General features: G+C 39.4%; 16 protein-coding genes. 7 read left to right on the plus strand and 9 right to left on the minus strand.

What is annotated here, in order from left to right:
* Positions 1-507 precede the first annotated feature (507 nt).
* Positions 508-882: a hypothetical protein gene (locus tag FTU17_RS04730; RefSeq protein WP_180134792.1), complete on the plus strand. Its 375-nt coding sequence runs from the start codon at positions 508-510 to the stop codon at positions 880-882.
* Positions 883-1,197: 315 nt separating this feature from the next.
* On the plus strand, positions 1,198-1,368 hold the full coding sequence (locus tag FTU17_RS04735; RefSeq protein ID WP_171262568.1) for a hypothetical protein: 171 nt from the start codon (positions 1,198-1,200) through the stop codon (positions 1,366-1,368).
* Between the two features lie 91 nt (positions 1,369-1,459).
* Here FTU17_RS04735 and FTU17_RS04740 read toward each other — a convergent pair whose 3' ends face one another.
* Together FTU17_RS04740 and FTU17_RS04745 are read right to left on the minus strand one after the other, a co-directional pair.
* Positions 1,460-1,627, minus strand: coding sequence for an acyl-CoA thioesterase (locus FTU17_RS04740; protein ID WP_373683444.1), 168 nt, complete (start codon positions 1,625-1,627; stop codon positions 1,460-1,462).
* 161 nt (positions 1,628-1,788) lie between these two features.
* Entirely contained in the window at positions 1,789-1,971 is a 183-nt protein-coding gene (locus FTU17_RS04745; protein ID WP_168377709.1) for a hypothetical protein, read from the minus strand.
* A gap of 275 nt (positions 1,972-2,246) precedes the next feature.
* On the opposite strand from FTU17_RS04745, the gene FTU17_RS04750 reads away from it, so the two are divergent.
* From FTU17_RS04750 to FTU17_RS04760, 3 genes are all read left to right on the plus strand, one after another.
* Positions 2,247-3,452: a DUF1615 domain-containing protein gene (locus FTU17_RS04750; protein ID WP_180134793.1), complete on the plus strand. Its 1,206-nt coding sequence runs from the start codon at positions 2,247-2,249 to the stop codon at positions 3,450-3,452.
* On the plus strand, positions 3,419-4,048 hold the full coding sequence (locus FTU17_RS04755) for an HAD-IB family hydrolase (protein ID WP_180040082.1): 630 nt from the start codon (positions 3,419-3,421) through the stop codon (positions 4,046-4,048). The genes FTU17_RS04750 and FTU17_RS04755 overlap by 34 nt, the downstream gene beginning before the upstream one ends.
* A gap of 176 nt (positions 4,049-4,224) precedes the next feature.
* Positions 4,225-4,428: a hypothetical protein gene (locus tag FTU17_RS04760; protein ID WP_078188800.1), complete on the plus strand. Its 204-nt coding sequence runs from the start codon at positions 4,225-4,227 to the stop codon at positions 4,426-4,428.
* Between the two features lie 87 nt (positions 4,429-4,515).
* Here the strand turns inward: FTU17_RS04760 and FTU17_RS04765 are convergent, their stop codons facing one another.
* Entirely contained in the window at positions 4,516-5,610 is a 1,095-nt protein-coding gene (locus FTU17_RS04765; protein WP_180040084.1) for an acyl-CoA desaturase, read from the minus strand.
* An 11-nt stretch (positions 5,611-5,621) separates the two neighbouring features.
* Positions 5,622-6,689 (minus strand): ferredoxin reductase, encoded by a 1,068-nt coding sequence (locus FTU17_RS04770; RefSeq protein WP_180134794.1) that lies wholly within the window; start codon positions 6,687-6,689, stop codon positions 5,622-5,624.
* Positions 6,690-6,833: 144 nt separating this feature from the next.
* On the opposite strand from FTU17_RS04770, the gene fabR reads away from it, so the two are divergent.
* The gene (fabR, locus tag FTU17_RS04775; RefSeq protein ID WP_078188804.1) at positions 6,834-7,532 is read left to right on the plus strand and encodes an HTH-type transcriptional repressor FabR; all 699 of its coding nucleotides are present in this window, start codon (positions 6,834-6,836) and stop codon (positions 7,530-7,532) included.
* 62 nt (positions 7,533-7,594) lie between these two features.
* On the opposite strand, the gene FTU17_RS04780 is transcribed toward fabR, so the two are convergent.
* Both FTU17_RS04780 and FTU17_RS04785 read right to left on the minus strand, forming a co-directional pair.
* Positions 7,595-8,392 (minus strand): alpha/beta fold hydrolase, encoded by a 798-nt coding sequence (locus FTU17_RS04780; RefSeq protein ID WP_180054492.1) that lies wholly within the window; start codon positions 8,390-8,392, stop codon positions 7,595-7,597.
* A 106-nt stretch (positions 8,393-8,498) separates the two neighbouring features.
* On the minus strand, positions 8,499-8,762 hold the full coding sequence (locus FTU17_RS04785) for a PAAR domain-containing protein (protein ID WP_078193592.1): 264 nt from the start codon (positions 8,760-8,762) through the stop codon (positions 8,499-8,501).
* A gap of 512 nt (positions 8,763-9,274) precedes the next feature.
* Between FTU17_RS04785 and FTU17_RS04790 the strand changes: the two genes are divergently transcribed.
* Positions 9,275-9,712, plus strand: coding sequence for a hypothetical protein (locus tag FTU17_RS04790; RefSeq protein WP_180134795.1), 438 nt, complete (start codon positions 9,275-9,277; stop codon positions 9,710-9,712).
* A 112-nt stretch (positions 9,713-9,824) separates the two neighbouring features.
* Here FTU17_RS04790 and rapA read toward each other — a convergent pair whose 3' ends face one another.
* The 3 genes from rapA to FTU17_RS04805 all read right to left on the minus strand — a co-directional run bounded on the left by rapA (position 9,825) and on the right by FTU17_RS04805 (position 14,286).
* Entirely contained in the window at positions 9,825-12,662 is a 2,838-nt protein-coding gene (gene rapA, locus FTU17_RS04795) for an RNA polymerase-associated protein RapA (protein WP_180023849.1), read from the minus strand.
* A gap of 141 nt (positions 12,663-12,803) precedes the next feature.
* Positions 12,804-13,448 (minus strand): RluA family pseudouridine synthase, encoded by a 645-nt coding sequence (locus FTU17_RS04800; RefSeq protein WP_180109155.1) that lies wholly within the window; start codon positions 13,446-13,448, stop codon positions 12,804-12,806.
* Positions 13,449-13,581: 133 nt separating this feature from the next.
* Positions 13,582-14,286, minus strand: a complete 705-nt coding sequence (locus tag FTU17_RS04805) for a phosphopantetheine-binding protein (RefSeq protein WP_180003798.1) — start codon at positions 14,284-14,286, stop codon at positions 13,582-13,584.
* Between the last annotated feature and the right edge of the window lie 179 nt (positions 14,287-14,465).

The raw sequence follows: 14,465 nt of genomic DNA on the forward strand, positions 1-14,465 counted from the left end.
GCCATAGGTGCCACCCACAGTTTTCTCTCGATGGGACGATCGAACAATTCTTGAATGACAGGATGTTGACTCAATGTTTTAACCTCTAGCTATATTTAGCAAATGATGCCCGAACCGCATTCGAAATCTTCGAAGCCACATTCAACAATGCTAAATTCAAATCTATGTTCGCAAAATCTGTTGAGCGTAAAAACGTTTCAAGGCAATGATTATGCAATTGAATGATGACAATGAATATCAACATTGCTCAACGATTGAATTGAGGAATTTGAAGCTTCGGAATTGGACGGCAAATTTGCAATGCGATAGTTTAGTAATTCCAAACAAAAATTTCTACGCTTTTGCTTAAGAGTCGTTAAAACTTACTCATCATCCATATAGCTTACGCACTATCAATTCAACATCAGACTTTCTGCGTATCTGCCTGCACAGGTGTTACTATAGAGGGTAATGCTAAAATCATTGAAAACTTAAACTCTATAAATTCACATCAGTGAGTTGAACTTTATGAAAAAATTGAAAATTTTCTCTTTTATATTTTTTGCTACTTTTCTGACTGCCTGCCAACAACCGAATGACGAGGTGGCTGCAGCTGAAAGCCAAAACGCTGATTTAACAACGGAACAAGCGACTCAACAATTTGAGCAGTCAGATGCGCAAATCAGTCAATACCTTGATGTTTTAGATGCTCCAAGTACATCGATCAAGGAAAAAACCCAAGTCTTATGTCATGACTACCCTCATGAATATAAAACTAACTACATGCCTGCCATGCTCAAACTCGCAGCCCAAGACTATACTCAAGATAAAATGTTGAATGATTTGAAGATTGCACAGGACTATTACAAAGAAAAACTCAAAATTGAATGCCCTGCTGAATAATCTCCCTTTCATCATGGCGTCATATTTCAGCGATAAATTGTTATTAAGCGAAAAGTGTGTAAGTTTCGCTGTAATAACAATGTAAAATACACTTCCCGATTTATTCGGGTTTTTCTTTTTAAAGCCTTTCAAATATTAAACGACATTTGAATGACACATATTATTTTGTAATGGATTTCAAACTATTGATTTATTTTGATAAGTTTTTCGCAAATGTTCACAATCTAGACACATAACAACTCATTTTAATTACACTTTTATCATGATTAATACATTAAGTTGTTTTTTCCAAAAAAATAGACTGAAGATTGAATCATGAAAACTTTAAACAAAGTACTTTTCGCTACACTTATCTCTGCTGCTGCTGCAACTACATTTGCTGCTGAAGAACAAAAAGTTGAAGCTGCTGCATCTGAAGCTCAAACAACTGAAGTTGCTCAAGATGCAACTGAAGCGGCTCCTGCTTCTGAAGCTGTTGCAAAATAATTGAGCAAAAATTTAAAAGCCCACAGATTGTGGGTTTTTAAATTCACAGACATTTTAGATCTGTCGCAGCTTTCAATGAATTTGATTTCAATTATTTAAAATATAAACGTTGAATTTGACGTGCCCGCCGGTTTAAACCCAATACTTTTTTTCTTTGTAAAATGTCTTCTTCACTAAATCCCAAGTGCTGGATTAATTCAGACATAGCTAAATCTGCATGTTCGATCAACACGGCATCTTGTTCAGTTGACCAAATCACGTTTGATACCTTTAATTTGTGCTGGCGTTTTAAATTTCTCATTTGCACAGTATAAAATACTTTAGACACATCAACAAAAAGCCCACCCGATGTGAGCTTTTTGCACAGACTGAGTAGTGATCATCTATTGGATTGAAATATAGATTTACTGAACGATGATGTTAAAGATTTTCATCCTTCGTGATCATCACTGAGGTTAAAATTGGAACGGCAAAACAAGGTAGTAAGAGTAAGATCCAATATTCCACCATCGGTTTAGCCACAACAAAGTTAATAATGATTGCCCCCAATACCATAACTAACGCAATCAAACCCAAGAAACGACTGAAAAATTTAGCTGGCATAATAATTCCCTTAAAAAATTATGGATTTCAGCTAGTATATACCTTCATTTTTATAATCTGTTGAAAATGATATTGGAATATTCATCTATTTAGCTCAAAAAGCATTCTTTTTCCAATCATCCTGACAGAACTGCTTGTTTTTACACGCGTAGATCTCCATAAATAGATTGACAGTCCCCTATGAGGCATATACATATTTATTCATTACTTATGTATTTTGCATAGTATACTGCTCTTGCTTTGTCGCCCCCATATGGCTGAGTTTATTGGAAAATATGAACAAAACTTTTTCGACCACATTATGCTTTAAATCCCTTTCTGTACTGGCTTTATCCATTGGCTTGGCTGCCTGTGGTAATGGTTCATGGTGGAGCAAAGATGAACCCACTATGGAAGCGGAACAGATCAAAAAAGCCATTCCACCTCGCGTGAATGAACGTCTTTCATGGGCCAATGATATCTATGACATTAGTGATCAGCTCGGTATTCCGACCACGAAAGAAAATGTCTGTACGATTGTTGCTGTGGTCGATCAAGAGTCCAATTTTGTTGCTGACCCACATGTGCCGGGACTCGGTGAAAAAGCCGTTAAAGAAGTTCAAGATCGTCTTGAAGAAAAGTTTAAAGATAAATTGGGTGATGATATCGGTGGCACAGTCGCTGGCTATTTCCAAGATGTGTTAAAAAATCAGCCAAGTCCAGAAGATAACTATCTGAGCCAAATGCGCCGTGTTCAAACTGAACGTGAACTAGACGAGTTATATCGTGAAATTTTTGACTATATGTCTAAACATTATCACGTGAGTGCTTTGACGGGCGCAGCGAAACTGGTTGGACAAGATATTGGTGAAAAGCTCAACCCCATTACCACTTTGGGTTCCATGCAAGTTCATATAGGCTATGCCAAAGACCACAAACGCCAAGGTGGAAATATTGCTGCTCTACGTACTGACATGTATAGCCAATATGGCGGTTTGTATTACGGCATCCACCGTTTAATGATGTATCCAGCTGAATATGACAAACCGATTTATCGTTTTGCAGATTATAACTCGGGTCGTTATTCGAGTCGTAATGCGGCATTCCAAAGCATGTTGAATGACTTAACCCCTGCTGAGCTCGGCTTAGATGGTGACCTCTTACTTTATAATAAAGATGGTTCTCCACGTTCAGCAAAAAGCCAGTCTGAAACTGCGCTGATTGCCGTTTTTGCAGAAAACAATGTAATTGCAACTCCACGTCAAATTCGTTCAGATCTTAAAAAAGAAAAAGATCAGGACTTCGAAGATACTTTGACGTATAAAGCGGTCAAAAAGTTGTACCAAGAAAAGACTGGTAAAGAACCGTTTTATGCCATGATGCCTGAAGTCGTAATTTCTGGGCCGAAATTAAGCCGTGATTACAATACCAATTGGTTTGCCACACGAGTCGATGGACGTTATCAAACATGCATGCGCCGCATCAAAAACCTAAAACTCTAGCCTTATTCGATTTTGACGGAACCCTGTGTAATAAAGACAGTTTTACAGGGTTCATCTTCTATTCCCTGCCTAAACGACATATCGTGCGCCAAGGGATTAAAATTCTCCCTTGGATTCAAGGCTATTATCTCAAGCTATATCCTGCCCATGCAATGCGTCCTCGCCTATATGCCGCAATGTTTAGCCAAGCCAATCATGAGCAGGTTTTAAATCAAGCAGCACAATATGCTGAACATTTGATGGCGGAACTCAATCCTTCGCTATATGAACAATTACAGCAACACCAAAAACGCGGTCATGAAGTCGTATTGGTTTCTGCATCCGTCGATTTATATCTTAAACCTGTGGCCGAAAAGCTCGGGGTCAAACTGATTTGTACCGAAACAGCAGCCAATGACCAAATACTGACTGGTTTGTATCAAACCTTAGACTGTAGTGGTGAGCAAAAGAAAATTCGAGTTTTGGAGCAATTTAACCTTCAAGACTATGAGCAGGTATATGCCTATGGAAATAGCGATGAAGACCTCGCTATGTTTGAATTGGCCACCCACCATTTCATGAATGGACAGGATAAGTGCCTACCTGAACTTGACTAAAGTCGAGTGATTTAGTTTGGTTTATTAATCAAAGTTAACAATCACAAACTTAAATTTAAGTCGCTCTAATATATGATTAAATTTTGAAAATTCTGCTTTTATTTTGACTTTATAGTGTGCTATTTTTCTCATTAATTAGAAATAATGCGGTCAAATATTAAAAGCGGGAAAAGAATATGAATCAATTCAATCCACCGAAATATGTCAAAGGCCTCCATATTAAATTTGGCGAAAATCCATTTGTTCTCCTTGCTCAATTTGCCTTCTCAGCCACTCGCCAGATGTGGACGAAAGAAGAAATTGAATTGGTCATTCGTATGGCTAAAAAAGGAAATTATATGAATTTGATTAAGATCCTCAAATTACATATCAAAAAGTAAAATAGATATTTCCCCCAAAGTTAATATGAAAAAAGCCATGTAAATGCATGGCTTTTTTTTGATTCAGCAACTCAAGCCTAGCTTTTATTACTTTTTAAATGGAAACGCATATTTCACAATACGTTTGATAACACTGCCGTACTGTTTCACCAAGCTTGCGTTATTATAGTTCAAACCATATTTTTCACATACCGCCTGTACTTTTGGCGCCATTTTACGATAACGACGCGCAGGAACATCTGGGTATAAATGGTGTTCGATCTGATGGCTTAAATGCCCTGTCAAAATATGAAATGCTTCTGAACCGGTAAGGTTTGAAGAACCACGAATTTGACGCATGTACCAATGTCCACGGCTTTCATTTTCAAGTACTTTTTTCGGGAAAACTTCAACATCTTTGGTAAAGTGACCACAAAAAATAATACTAAACGTCCAAATATTACGAAGACCATTTGCCACTAGGTTCCCTGTAAGCACCGGTAATGCTGCAGGCCCTGCAATAAGCGGGAAGAACACATAGTCTTTAAATAATTGCTTGCCGATTTTGGCTTGCATTGGTTTCCATTCTTCTTTGGTTTGCTGTTTTGTTTTACGACCTTTGAAGTATTTACCCAATTCAAGGTTTTGAATGGCAACACCCCATTGGAACAATAAGCAAAATGGAATGCTATAAATCGGTTGTAATAGATAGCCCGGCTTCCAACGCTGTTCTGGGAACAAACGAACGAGACCATAACCAATATCATCATCCATACCTTTAATGTTGGTATAGGTATGATGTTTAAAATTGTGAGTTTGGCGCCAGTTATCTGCTGTCCCTACGATATCCCATTCGTAGGTCTGACCATTGAATTTAGGATCATTCATCCAGTCATATTGACCGTGCATGACATTATGACCCAATTCCATGTTTTCCATGATTTTGGCAAAACCTAAAAGACCTGTGCCCAAAATCCACGCTGGTGGGAACCAACCTGCAAACAATAAAGCACGACCCGCCATAGATGAATAACGAACTGTCGAATACACACGGCGAATGTATTTCGCGTCTTTTTCACCTAAGTCATCTAAAACTTCTTGCTTAATCGCATCAAGCTCACGCGCAAGTTCGTCTAATTGCGATTGGGTTAACTCACGGTTTTTGGGATTTTTAAAATATTCAATTTTTACAGGCATGTTCATATTTTTCTACCTTATAAATCAATAACAAGATCTGACTGTGCTGAGTTCACACAAATTTTGAGTAAATTACCCGGCTCTGTATTTTGGCTACCATTGACCATATTTTTAGTCGAACCTTCCACTTTATTGCAGGCACATTTATTACAAATGCCCATACGGCAACCGTGATTTAGTTTGATATTTTGCTGCTCAAGACTGGCTAAAATTGATTGGCCTTTTGGAATACTGACGGTTTTATTGGATTGTGTAAGTGTGACATTCACAAAGCCAATCTCATCCGTTGCAATTGGGCTCATGCTAAATGCTTCACTCATAAAGCATTGTGCATGATCAAATAACGCTTCGGCCTGAGTGACGAAACCCGATGGACCACATGCAAACACAGTACTGTGCTCAATGTCGTCAATTTGAGCAGCGTGAGCGGCATTTAATCGTGGATCAGCAACTTCTTCTTGGGTAAAGAAAATTTGAAATTTAAAGTTTGGATATTGATTTGCCAAAGCTTCGAAGCGTAATTTGAATGCGGCATCATCGTGATACTTAACCCAATACATTAACTGAATTGGTTGCTCCGCAATTTTCTTGGTTTTGCTCATCGTTTTCAACAAACTTAACATTGGCGTAATACCACTACCCGCAGCCAATAGTAGCAACGGCGCAGAATTTGACACCAAAGTCATATCACCAAAAGGCTGACCAAATTCTAAGATATCGCCCACTTGCGCTTGTTCTACGAGCCAAGTACTCACAATACCCGTATTCACTTTTTTTACACTTAGCAATACGTGTTGATCATCTAACTGAGTCAAACTATAAGTACGTTCGTAACGGATCCCATTTACACGAGCAAAGACAGGATGATGCTGACCAGCTTTACCCATTTTAAACAAACGGTTCACCTGTATAGTTAGGCTGACCATCTCATTTGCTGCATTTTCTTTTTGTACAATTTTGCCGAGTTCCTGATTACCAGACCATAACGGATTAAGTTTCTGCAACCAGAAATTTACCGCATTGACGTCTATAACACTGTCTTTGAGTGCGTTTAAAGGCTTTTTCGCTTTTTCGAGTACATGCATAATCAAATACAACTCATGGGAGGTTTTTAATTATTATACACATGTATATATATTTGTATATATGCTTGTGCATTTAATCGACATTTTCACAAAAGCTATTAGCAGACGCTATAATATGTTAATGTTTTTAATCTATTAAAAAATATGACTCAGTCTGCACAGACGAATATGGTTAACATGTACCAGGAAGATTTACATTCTGAAGCTGAAACTCCACTTACAGTTCGCACTGTAGGTCGTAAAGCAACGATTACCAAGGAAGAACTGTTTCAGGCAGCGCTTAATTTAATTGGTCCACAAAAAAGTATTTCATCACTGAGTTTGCGTGAAGTTGCACGTGAAGCTGGCATTGCTCCAAATAGTTTTTATCGTCACTTCAAAGATATTGATGAATTAGCCATTGAGTTGATTGATCGAGCTGGTGGTGTGTTACGTCAAATTTTGCATGAAGCACGCCTTCAGGCATCACGCCAAAGCAGTATTATTCGTAGTTCAGTTGAAGTATTTATTCAGCAGCTAGATGCCGATGAAGGCAACTTAAGCCTTTTACTTCGTGAAGGCTATACTGGTTCGCATTCCTATAAAAATGCAGTTGAGCGTCAACTTAACTATTTCCAACAAGAATTAAGAGAAGATTTAATCGTCCTAGAACGTTTAAATCAAAGCAAGTTGGCTCATCCTGACATCGTGGCACGTGGTATTACCCAATTGGTGTTTAACATGGGTGCAAAAGTCATTGATCTACCGACAGAACAACGCAAAGAAGTTGCCGAACAAACCATGATTATGATTCGTATGATCCTGGAAGGCGCTCGCCATTTAGATGAAGCACAGATTCGCTAAAAATTAACGGTCAAAAAAAGGAGACGTTCAGGTCTCCTTTTTTATGAGCAAAATTTATTTTTCTAATGCTGTAAGTACTGCATGACGTGTAGCGCTGTCTGTTTCGGCTGCTCAAGTGGAAACATGTGCCCACCATCAACCACACTATAATCTATACCATAGGTTTTCTTCATTCCGTCAGGCAAACCTTGTTTATAAAAATGGCTGTTATCTGCGGTGATAAGGTGTACAGGCATTTGAGGGGCTTTTCGTGGAGTACGCCACCACCATGCAGGCACTGTACGGAAGATTTGCGCTTCCACGGCTTTTGGAATGCTGAGGGTCACGCCACCGCGTTTTTCATCAGCGCGAACACCTTGTGCAAAATAATCCTCAAAACATTGCGGATCAAAACTTTTAAATAAACGATTATTCCGTAGTGCCGTATAGGCTTCATCCAAATTTGGCCAATGGTCATTACGCTTCAATGTAATTGCCGCCGGGGTAAGTTTATCGACAGCTTTGAGCTTTAATTTTTGCATACCTTCAAAAATGGCAGACTTAGGACCGATTACGAAAGGTGGATCCATAATAATCAGTTGTGAAAACAAATCTGGACGTTTATAAGCCGCCATAAGGGTGACTAAAGAGCCAAAAGAATGCCCAAGCCCAATCACTTTTTGTTTTGGAAATTGGTGCTCGATATCTGCTATGACTTGATCGACCAAATATCGCCAATCTTTGGTGATCGGATAGCGCTCATCCATACCAATAAGCGGAATCACCTTCACATCAAATTGCGGTGCAAAGTAGGATAAAAACTTTCGATAACTTGCAGCAGGAATACCATTGGCATGGGTAAAATGGATCGCGCTTTTCATCTAAAACTCATCCAATCAACTGATGATGCCACATCATAAAGAGATCAATACGATTTAAACAGGACTCAATGAGTTTATCTAGATGACCTCAAAGTCAGTTTGCAGATTATTTTTGTGAACCGACCATTGATTGATTCGGTAAGAAGGTTGCGCCACAAGTGGTTTTATCTCCAGCAACCACAACACCTCGCCCCTTTACCGTTGTACTTTGATCTGCCGCGATCGCAGCCACAGTCGAATTACATTTCGGGCAATAATGTTTCATGCCGTTTAAATGCACCGCAATACCATTAATCACAAATGAAGGTTCACATTCTGAAACCACACCACCGTGTGACGTTTTACTACCTAAGGTAATTAAGGATTTCATATTTTTATTTTCTTCTAACGAACTGCCGAAATTTGAAGCATTTTAACGGAACTGCCCTCAACTCGCTAGCATCGACGTATAAATTTAACCAAGCCAAAACTTTACTTAACTAAAGCATCAAAACACGACATTAAGACAGTTCGTGATCAATCATTTGAATATGATGCTATCTCTGTATGTCCGAATACATTTAATCATTTCACTTTCATAATTCAATCGACATCAATCACGACAGCTTATGTCGCGATGCCGATTCTTTTACTAATCAAAGCATGTATATTGGGTATCGCAATGAGCATGAAGCGTAGCACCCTATTTTACAATTTCAGTATTTAACTGAGCTTCGAATCAGAAAATGGCGCTTTTCTACGCCATGATTAACTTTAGAACGTTCATAGACTGAACACATTATCCAAAACCATTTTTAGAAAATTTTAGATTCGAAACGTAGCACCATTTCATTTTATAGCGCAGATAAATAAAGCATAACCATTCTATTTTCAGGAGGTTTTATGATTTTAATAAATGACTTTGATTTAACCCAACCGCAAAAAGTCATCGTGTTAGACCATACACTAGATGACTCAACCCTGTTAACTGAAGTACTCGCTTTGTGTAAGACCGCAGACCCAGAGCTCATCGTGGCGGAAAGCAAAGAGGCTGATTTAGTCTTACGTTTATTACCTGAAATACATGCTTATTGTGGTGCCATTGCCTTAAAACAGCCGCTATGTAATGACATCGACTTTGATTTACTTAGTGTTCATTATGTAACACGCAGCCAAGCAGACCGATGTACGATCCAAATTCAGTTAGCAAAAAATCATCCGGACTATACAAAGCTTGATGGCATATTTTATATGTTGGATGAAAATGAAGATTTTGATCAAGCTGTAGAATTGCTGAAGAATAGTTACTTTTTTTATGCCGATGTCGACAATTTAGATTAAAAATAAACAATACAAAACTTTGATTTAGCGTAAATCTGTCGTGATTAATTTTACAGTTATAATTTTAGCCATAAAAAAAAGCACCCTAAGGTGCTTTTTGAAGATTCTTAACTTATGGCTTAACCACTACCATAATTTGAATCGCTTCTGGTGTAACCGCTAGACCATCAAGCAGTGTTAAACCTTCTTTTTGCAGTTTTTGTAAACGTGCAATTTCGTCTTCACGAATACTTGGGTTGAACTGCTTCAAATAAGTTAAACGGTCAATTTCATATTGCCATTTGCTACCGTAGATTTCTTTGGCTTGTTGTTTAAAGCCCGGTAATGCACCACGAGCAATTTCAAGCGCTTGCGTATAACGCTGTTCAATGACATCACGACGCGCCTTAACCACTTGGCGGCAACTGTTGCCATCAAGATGATGTAAATAAGGACGTAAAATTTCAGGTGCAATTTTTTGCGATAAATCCTGACCTTTTTCGCTCAGTAATACACGAACCAACTGTTGTGGCAAACTTGACGGCAAATTCAATGCTTTCGGTGCAACGACATCGACTTTAAACCACACTTCCATTAACACAGAACCTTGCGGTAAAGCGGCCGATTTCAATACAGCAACGTTGGTACTACCAAAGCCTTGCGTATTAATCATTTCCATCACACTTTCAGTGAATGGATGCTCAAGTGTTAAATATTGAGCATCTTCACGGATCTGTGCTTGGTCACGATAGAACGTCGCCGTCATACCTTCTTCGTCCAAAGTCAGACCTTGAACTTGCATTTGATCCGTTGGCTTGATGATCACGGTACCATTACTTTGCTCATCAAAATCAATGTTTGTAGACGCCATAAAGCGTTTCATAAACATTGGCAAAGTCGTGTTGTCATCATAATCTTCAAGTGCAGTCACAATTTCTTGTGCCACGATTGGACGGCAAGAGTTGTATTCAAGTAAACGGTCACGACCTTCTTGAAGTTCAGCTTCAAGCGCTTCACGTTGCACACTTACGGCTTCGAGCAGATCTTCAAACTCTTGGCCTTTATCTGCCAACAAACAATCTTTCAGATTGACGATGAAGTTTTCTTGTAAGGTTTGCGCAGTCGGCGAGATATTACAGAAAATATTTAATGCTTCGTTATACCAACGGAACATACGCTCTTGAGCAGTACCAACCAAATAAGGCACATGAATTTGAATACGATTTTCTTGACCAATACGGTCTAAACGACCAATACGTTGTTCAAGTACGTCTGGGTTAGCAGGTAAGTCAAATAACACAAGGTCCGATGCAAATTGGAAGTTACGACCTTCAGAACCAATTTCTGAACATAGTAAAATTTGCGCACCGTATGACTCTTCCGCAAAGTAAGCCGCTGCTTGGTCACGCTCTAATAGGCTCATGCCTTCATGGAACATCGCTGTGCGAATACCTGCATGCAAACGAAGTACATTTTCTAAAGACTCAACCACTGGACCACTGCGTGCAATCAATAACACTTTTTTGTGTTTCAGGTCTGTACGCAGACGTTCCATCAACCACATCACACGTGGGTCAGTTTCCATCCACGAGCCATCAAGCTGCGCTTCTTCAGGCCACATTTGTTCACGTAGCTTGCCATCTTTAGACCAGTTTTCTGGTGCAGGTAATGGCGCAGGCTGACAGTCACGACCTGGGAAGCCTTGAATCGCTTCACGGGTATTACGGAATAAAATACGACCTGTACCATGACGGTCTAATAACTCATGAATAGCACGGAATCGTTGTTCTGGCTCGTCAGTAATTCGATGACCTAATAGACTTTCAATCGCTGCCAAATGCCCTTCTTCGAGTGGCAGATCAGACATCAGCACTTCAGCAATTTTAGCTGTTTGGTGATACTGCTCCTCTTCATCCAAGAAACGATCAAGTGAACTAAAACGTTGTGGATCAAGTAAACGTAAACGTGCAAAGTGACTTTCCACACCTAATTGTTCAGGCGTTGCGGTTAGTAACAAGACACCCGGCGTTTTTTCAGCAAGTTCTTCAACAAGGTCATAACGGTCATTGCCGCCTTCTTCTTCTGACCACATTAAATGATGGGCTTCATCGACCACGAGCAAATCAAAACCAGCTTCAAGCGCTTGTTCACGCAAGTCATCATGGTCGATCATCAAATCAACACTAGCAATAATGCATTGTTCAGTTAAGAATGGGTTGAGGTCTGGATCGTGTTCTTTAATCGAAGCTGTACGCGTCAAGTCAAATAATGAGAACTCAAGATTGAAACGACGACGCATTTCAATCATCCATTGATATTGCAATGAATCAGGTACTAAGACCAAGATACGTTCTGAACGACCCGTTTTGAGTTGCTGATGAATGATCAGACCGGCTTCGATGGTTTTACCTAAACCGACTTCGTCAGCAAGTAATACACGTGGGGCAAAACGCTTACCCACTTCATGCGCAATATACAGTTGGTGTGGAATGAGACCCACACGTGAACCCACTAGGCCACGTAAAGGGCTAGACTTCATATTGGCTTGAAGAAGCAATGCTTCGATACGCAGGTCATACCATTCTTTATAGTCTACTTGGCTTGCAAGTAAACGGTCTAATGGTTTTGCTAACTGAATACTTGCACCAATACGTGTTTCATTCAGTGCTTTACGTTCTTCTGTACCGTCGGCCAGTTTACGTACCGCGTTATAACGAACCACACCACCACGGTCTTCAAGCGATTCGACAATCCAAATTTGACCTTCTTGGTCTTGGACTTCGTCATTTACATTGAAAACAATACGAGATAAAGGTGCATTGTGACGGGCATAGACACGAGTTTCATCACTTTTCGGGAATAAAATGCTGACCGATCGCTCATCAACATCAATAAGAACACCTAAACCCAGTTCCGTTTCTGTATCTGATAACCAACGTTGACCAATAGCAAACTGCTGCAATTTTTCCACCTTTTTCTCAAGTTCGGTCTGAAAATATTATGCTCAAACTGTGAACGTTATTTGAGCAAAAATCTAGACCATAAAGCAATATATTTTGACATAAAGCCCACTAAATAGTGAGCAGAATTCTTAGGGATTTAAATGATTTTCCTAAAATGGTACAGGACAGTGAAATTCCACTGTTTGCTCAGTTTCAGGATGGTTAAAACTCAAGCGCTCAGCATGTAAACATAAGCGCGGCATCAGCTGCTGTTGCTCAGTTGTTGCATACAAAGTATCACCTACAATAGGATGACCTAAATATTGCATATGAACACGAAGCTGATGTGATCGACCGGTAATAGGCGTTAAAACTACACGTGTTACGGCTTGCCCCTGAATCTCAAAATGTTCAGTGGCTTTCCAATGCGTAAGTGCAGGCTTATTATGTGCAGGATCGGCAATATGCAGTGGCGGATGTTCTGGGTCATATATGACGGGTACATCAACAGTACCTTCACCTTCGAGCGTACCCGCAACCAATGCCTGATATGTTTTTGAAGTTTGACGTTCTTGGAACTGGCGTGAAATTCGATTTTGCCCTTGACGGGTTAATGCAAAAACCAAAATACCTGAGGTATCACGATCCAAACGATGGATGAGCAAGGTATTCGGTTCAATTTTTAATAATCGATTGATAACACAGTCTTGTAAATCTGCTGTTTTTCCCGGAACTGTGAGTAAACCTGCTGGTTTATGGATCACCATAAAGTCAGTGTCACGATGTATCAGGTGTTCGGTTAGAAAATTACTCAAAGTTCAATCCAGTTCTGATCTCGAAAAACAAGGCGGCAATAATAAAAAGCTTAGCCAACAATTACAATGCACAAAGCTATATTTCCCGACGTATTTTCCGATTTAGAACAAAAATAATTCCAATTGGCTTTGTTTAGTCTGTACTGAGCAATTTTTCTAGCAATGCTTTTAGACTTGCATCATCTAAAAAGTCTTCATAACGGATGTTAGCACCATTGGCACGCCACAACCCAATTAAGCTGACCATGGCAACGGAATCTAGTCCATAACTGCGTAAATCCAATAAGGGATCTATTTCCAATGCCTCCATATCTAGCTGTTCTGCGATAGCCAATAATATGCCTTTGGCTGACAAGACGAATTCAGTTGGTGCTGACAGATTCCAAAGCCGCATCAAATTATAACTACTCATGTGATGAATCCCTTGGCCTGACATGGAGTCCACCCACTGAATATGCTGCTCCTGATTATTCATCGCAATCGCATCATCAACGATACAGATTTGCTCTGTTACGCTATATAGATGCGGCAAGATCTGTTTCAGCATAGGCGTGATTTGCCCTGCAAAGATGAGCTGCGGGTGTGTTGTTGCATATTCACCGAGCTGCGGCATGCCTTGAAGTAAATCATCACCATATAAATCGACAATAGGAATCTCTAAGGCTTTGGCTTTATTGGTCAGCTGGATAATATTTTCCATCAGCTGCGTATCCTGTATACCCTGCTGCATGCGTAGATTTTGCAGTCCTGCTAATACCAATACTGACTGTGTTGAAGACAGCTGCCATTTTGCTTGAGATGGTGAAAATTGGATTTTTTTAGGCATGGGATAAAGCATGGGAGGCTCTAAAAAATATTTAACGATTCTATGGATAGGCTTTGTTGCATAAATATGTAAGCATCTGATTTAAATAAATTTAATTTTGGATCAAAAAATAATCAAAACCTTTAAAATCATATAGTTATGAAATCTTTGTGCAACAAAGCCGATAAATTGCTAAAATTCAATTTAGTTAA

It is taken from the genome of Acinetobacter sp. YH12070, assembly GCF_013419625.1.
Classification (GTDB): domain Bacteria; phylum Pseudomonadota; class Gammaproteobacteria; order Pseudomonadales; family Moraxellaceae; genus Acinetobacter; species Acinetobacter amyesii.

Bases quoted from the DNA above. Each gene is read 5' to 3' on its own strand.
- FTU17_RS04780 (WP_180054492.1), bottom strand. From the start codon at position 8,392: ATGAAAAGCGCGATCCATTTTACCCATGCCAATGGTATTCCTGCTGCA.
- FTU17_RS04760 (WP_078188800.1), top strand. From the start codon at position 4,225: ATGAATCAATTCAATCCACCGAAATATGTCAAAGGCCTCCATATTAAA.
- FTU17_RS04755 (WP_180040082.1), top strand. From the start codon at position 3,419: ATGCATGCGCCGCATCAAAAACCTAAAACTCTAGCCTTATTCGATTTT.
- FTU17_RS04745 (WP_168377709.1), bottom strand. From the start codon at position 1,971: ATGCCAGCTAAATTTTTCAGTCGTTTCTTGGGTTTGATTGCGTTAGTT.
- FTU17_RS04785 (WP_078193592.1), bottom strand. From the start codon at position 8,762: ATGAAATCCTTAATTACCTTAGGTAGTAAAACGTCACACGGTGGTGTG.
- FTU17_RS04770 (WP_180134794.1), bottom strand. From the start codon at position 6,689: ATGCATGTACTCGAAAAAGCGAAAAAGCCTTTAAACGCACTCAAAGAC.
- FTU17_RS04790 (WP_180134795.1), top strand. From the start codon at position 9,275: ATGATTTTAATAAATGACTTTGATTTAACCCAACCGCAAAAAGTCATC.
- FTU17_RS04805 (WP_180003798.1), bottom strand. From the start codon at position 14,286: ATGCTTTATCCCATGCCTAAAAAAATCCAATTTTCACCATCTCAAGCA.
- FTU17_RS04750 (WP_180134793.1), top strand. From the start codon at position 2,247: ATGAACAAAACTTTTTCGACCACATTATGCTTTAAATCCCTTTCTGTA.
- fabR (WP_078188804.1), top strand. From the start codon at position 6,834: ATGACTCAGTCTGCACAGACGAATATGGTTAACATGTACCAGGAAGAT.
- FTU17_RS04735 (WP_171262568.1), top strand. From the start codon at position 1,198: ATGAAAACTTTAAACAAAGTACTTTTCGCTACACTTATCTCTGCTGCT.
- FTU17_RS04730 (WP_180134792.1), top strand. From the start codon at position 508: ATGAAAAAATTGAAAATTTTCTCTTTTATATTTTTTGCTACTTTTCTG.
- FTU17_RS04765 (WP_180040084.1), bottom strand. From the start codon at position 5,610: ATGAACATGCCTGTAAAAATTGAATATTTTAAAAATCCCAAAAACCGT.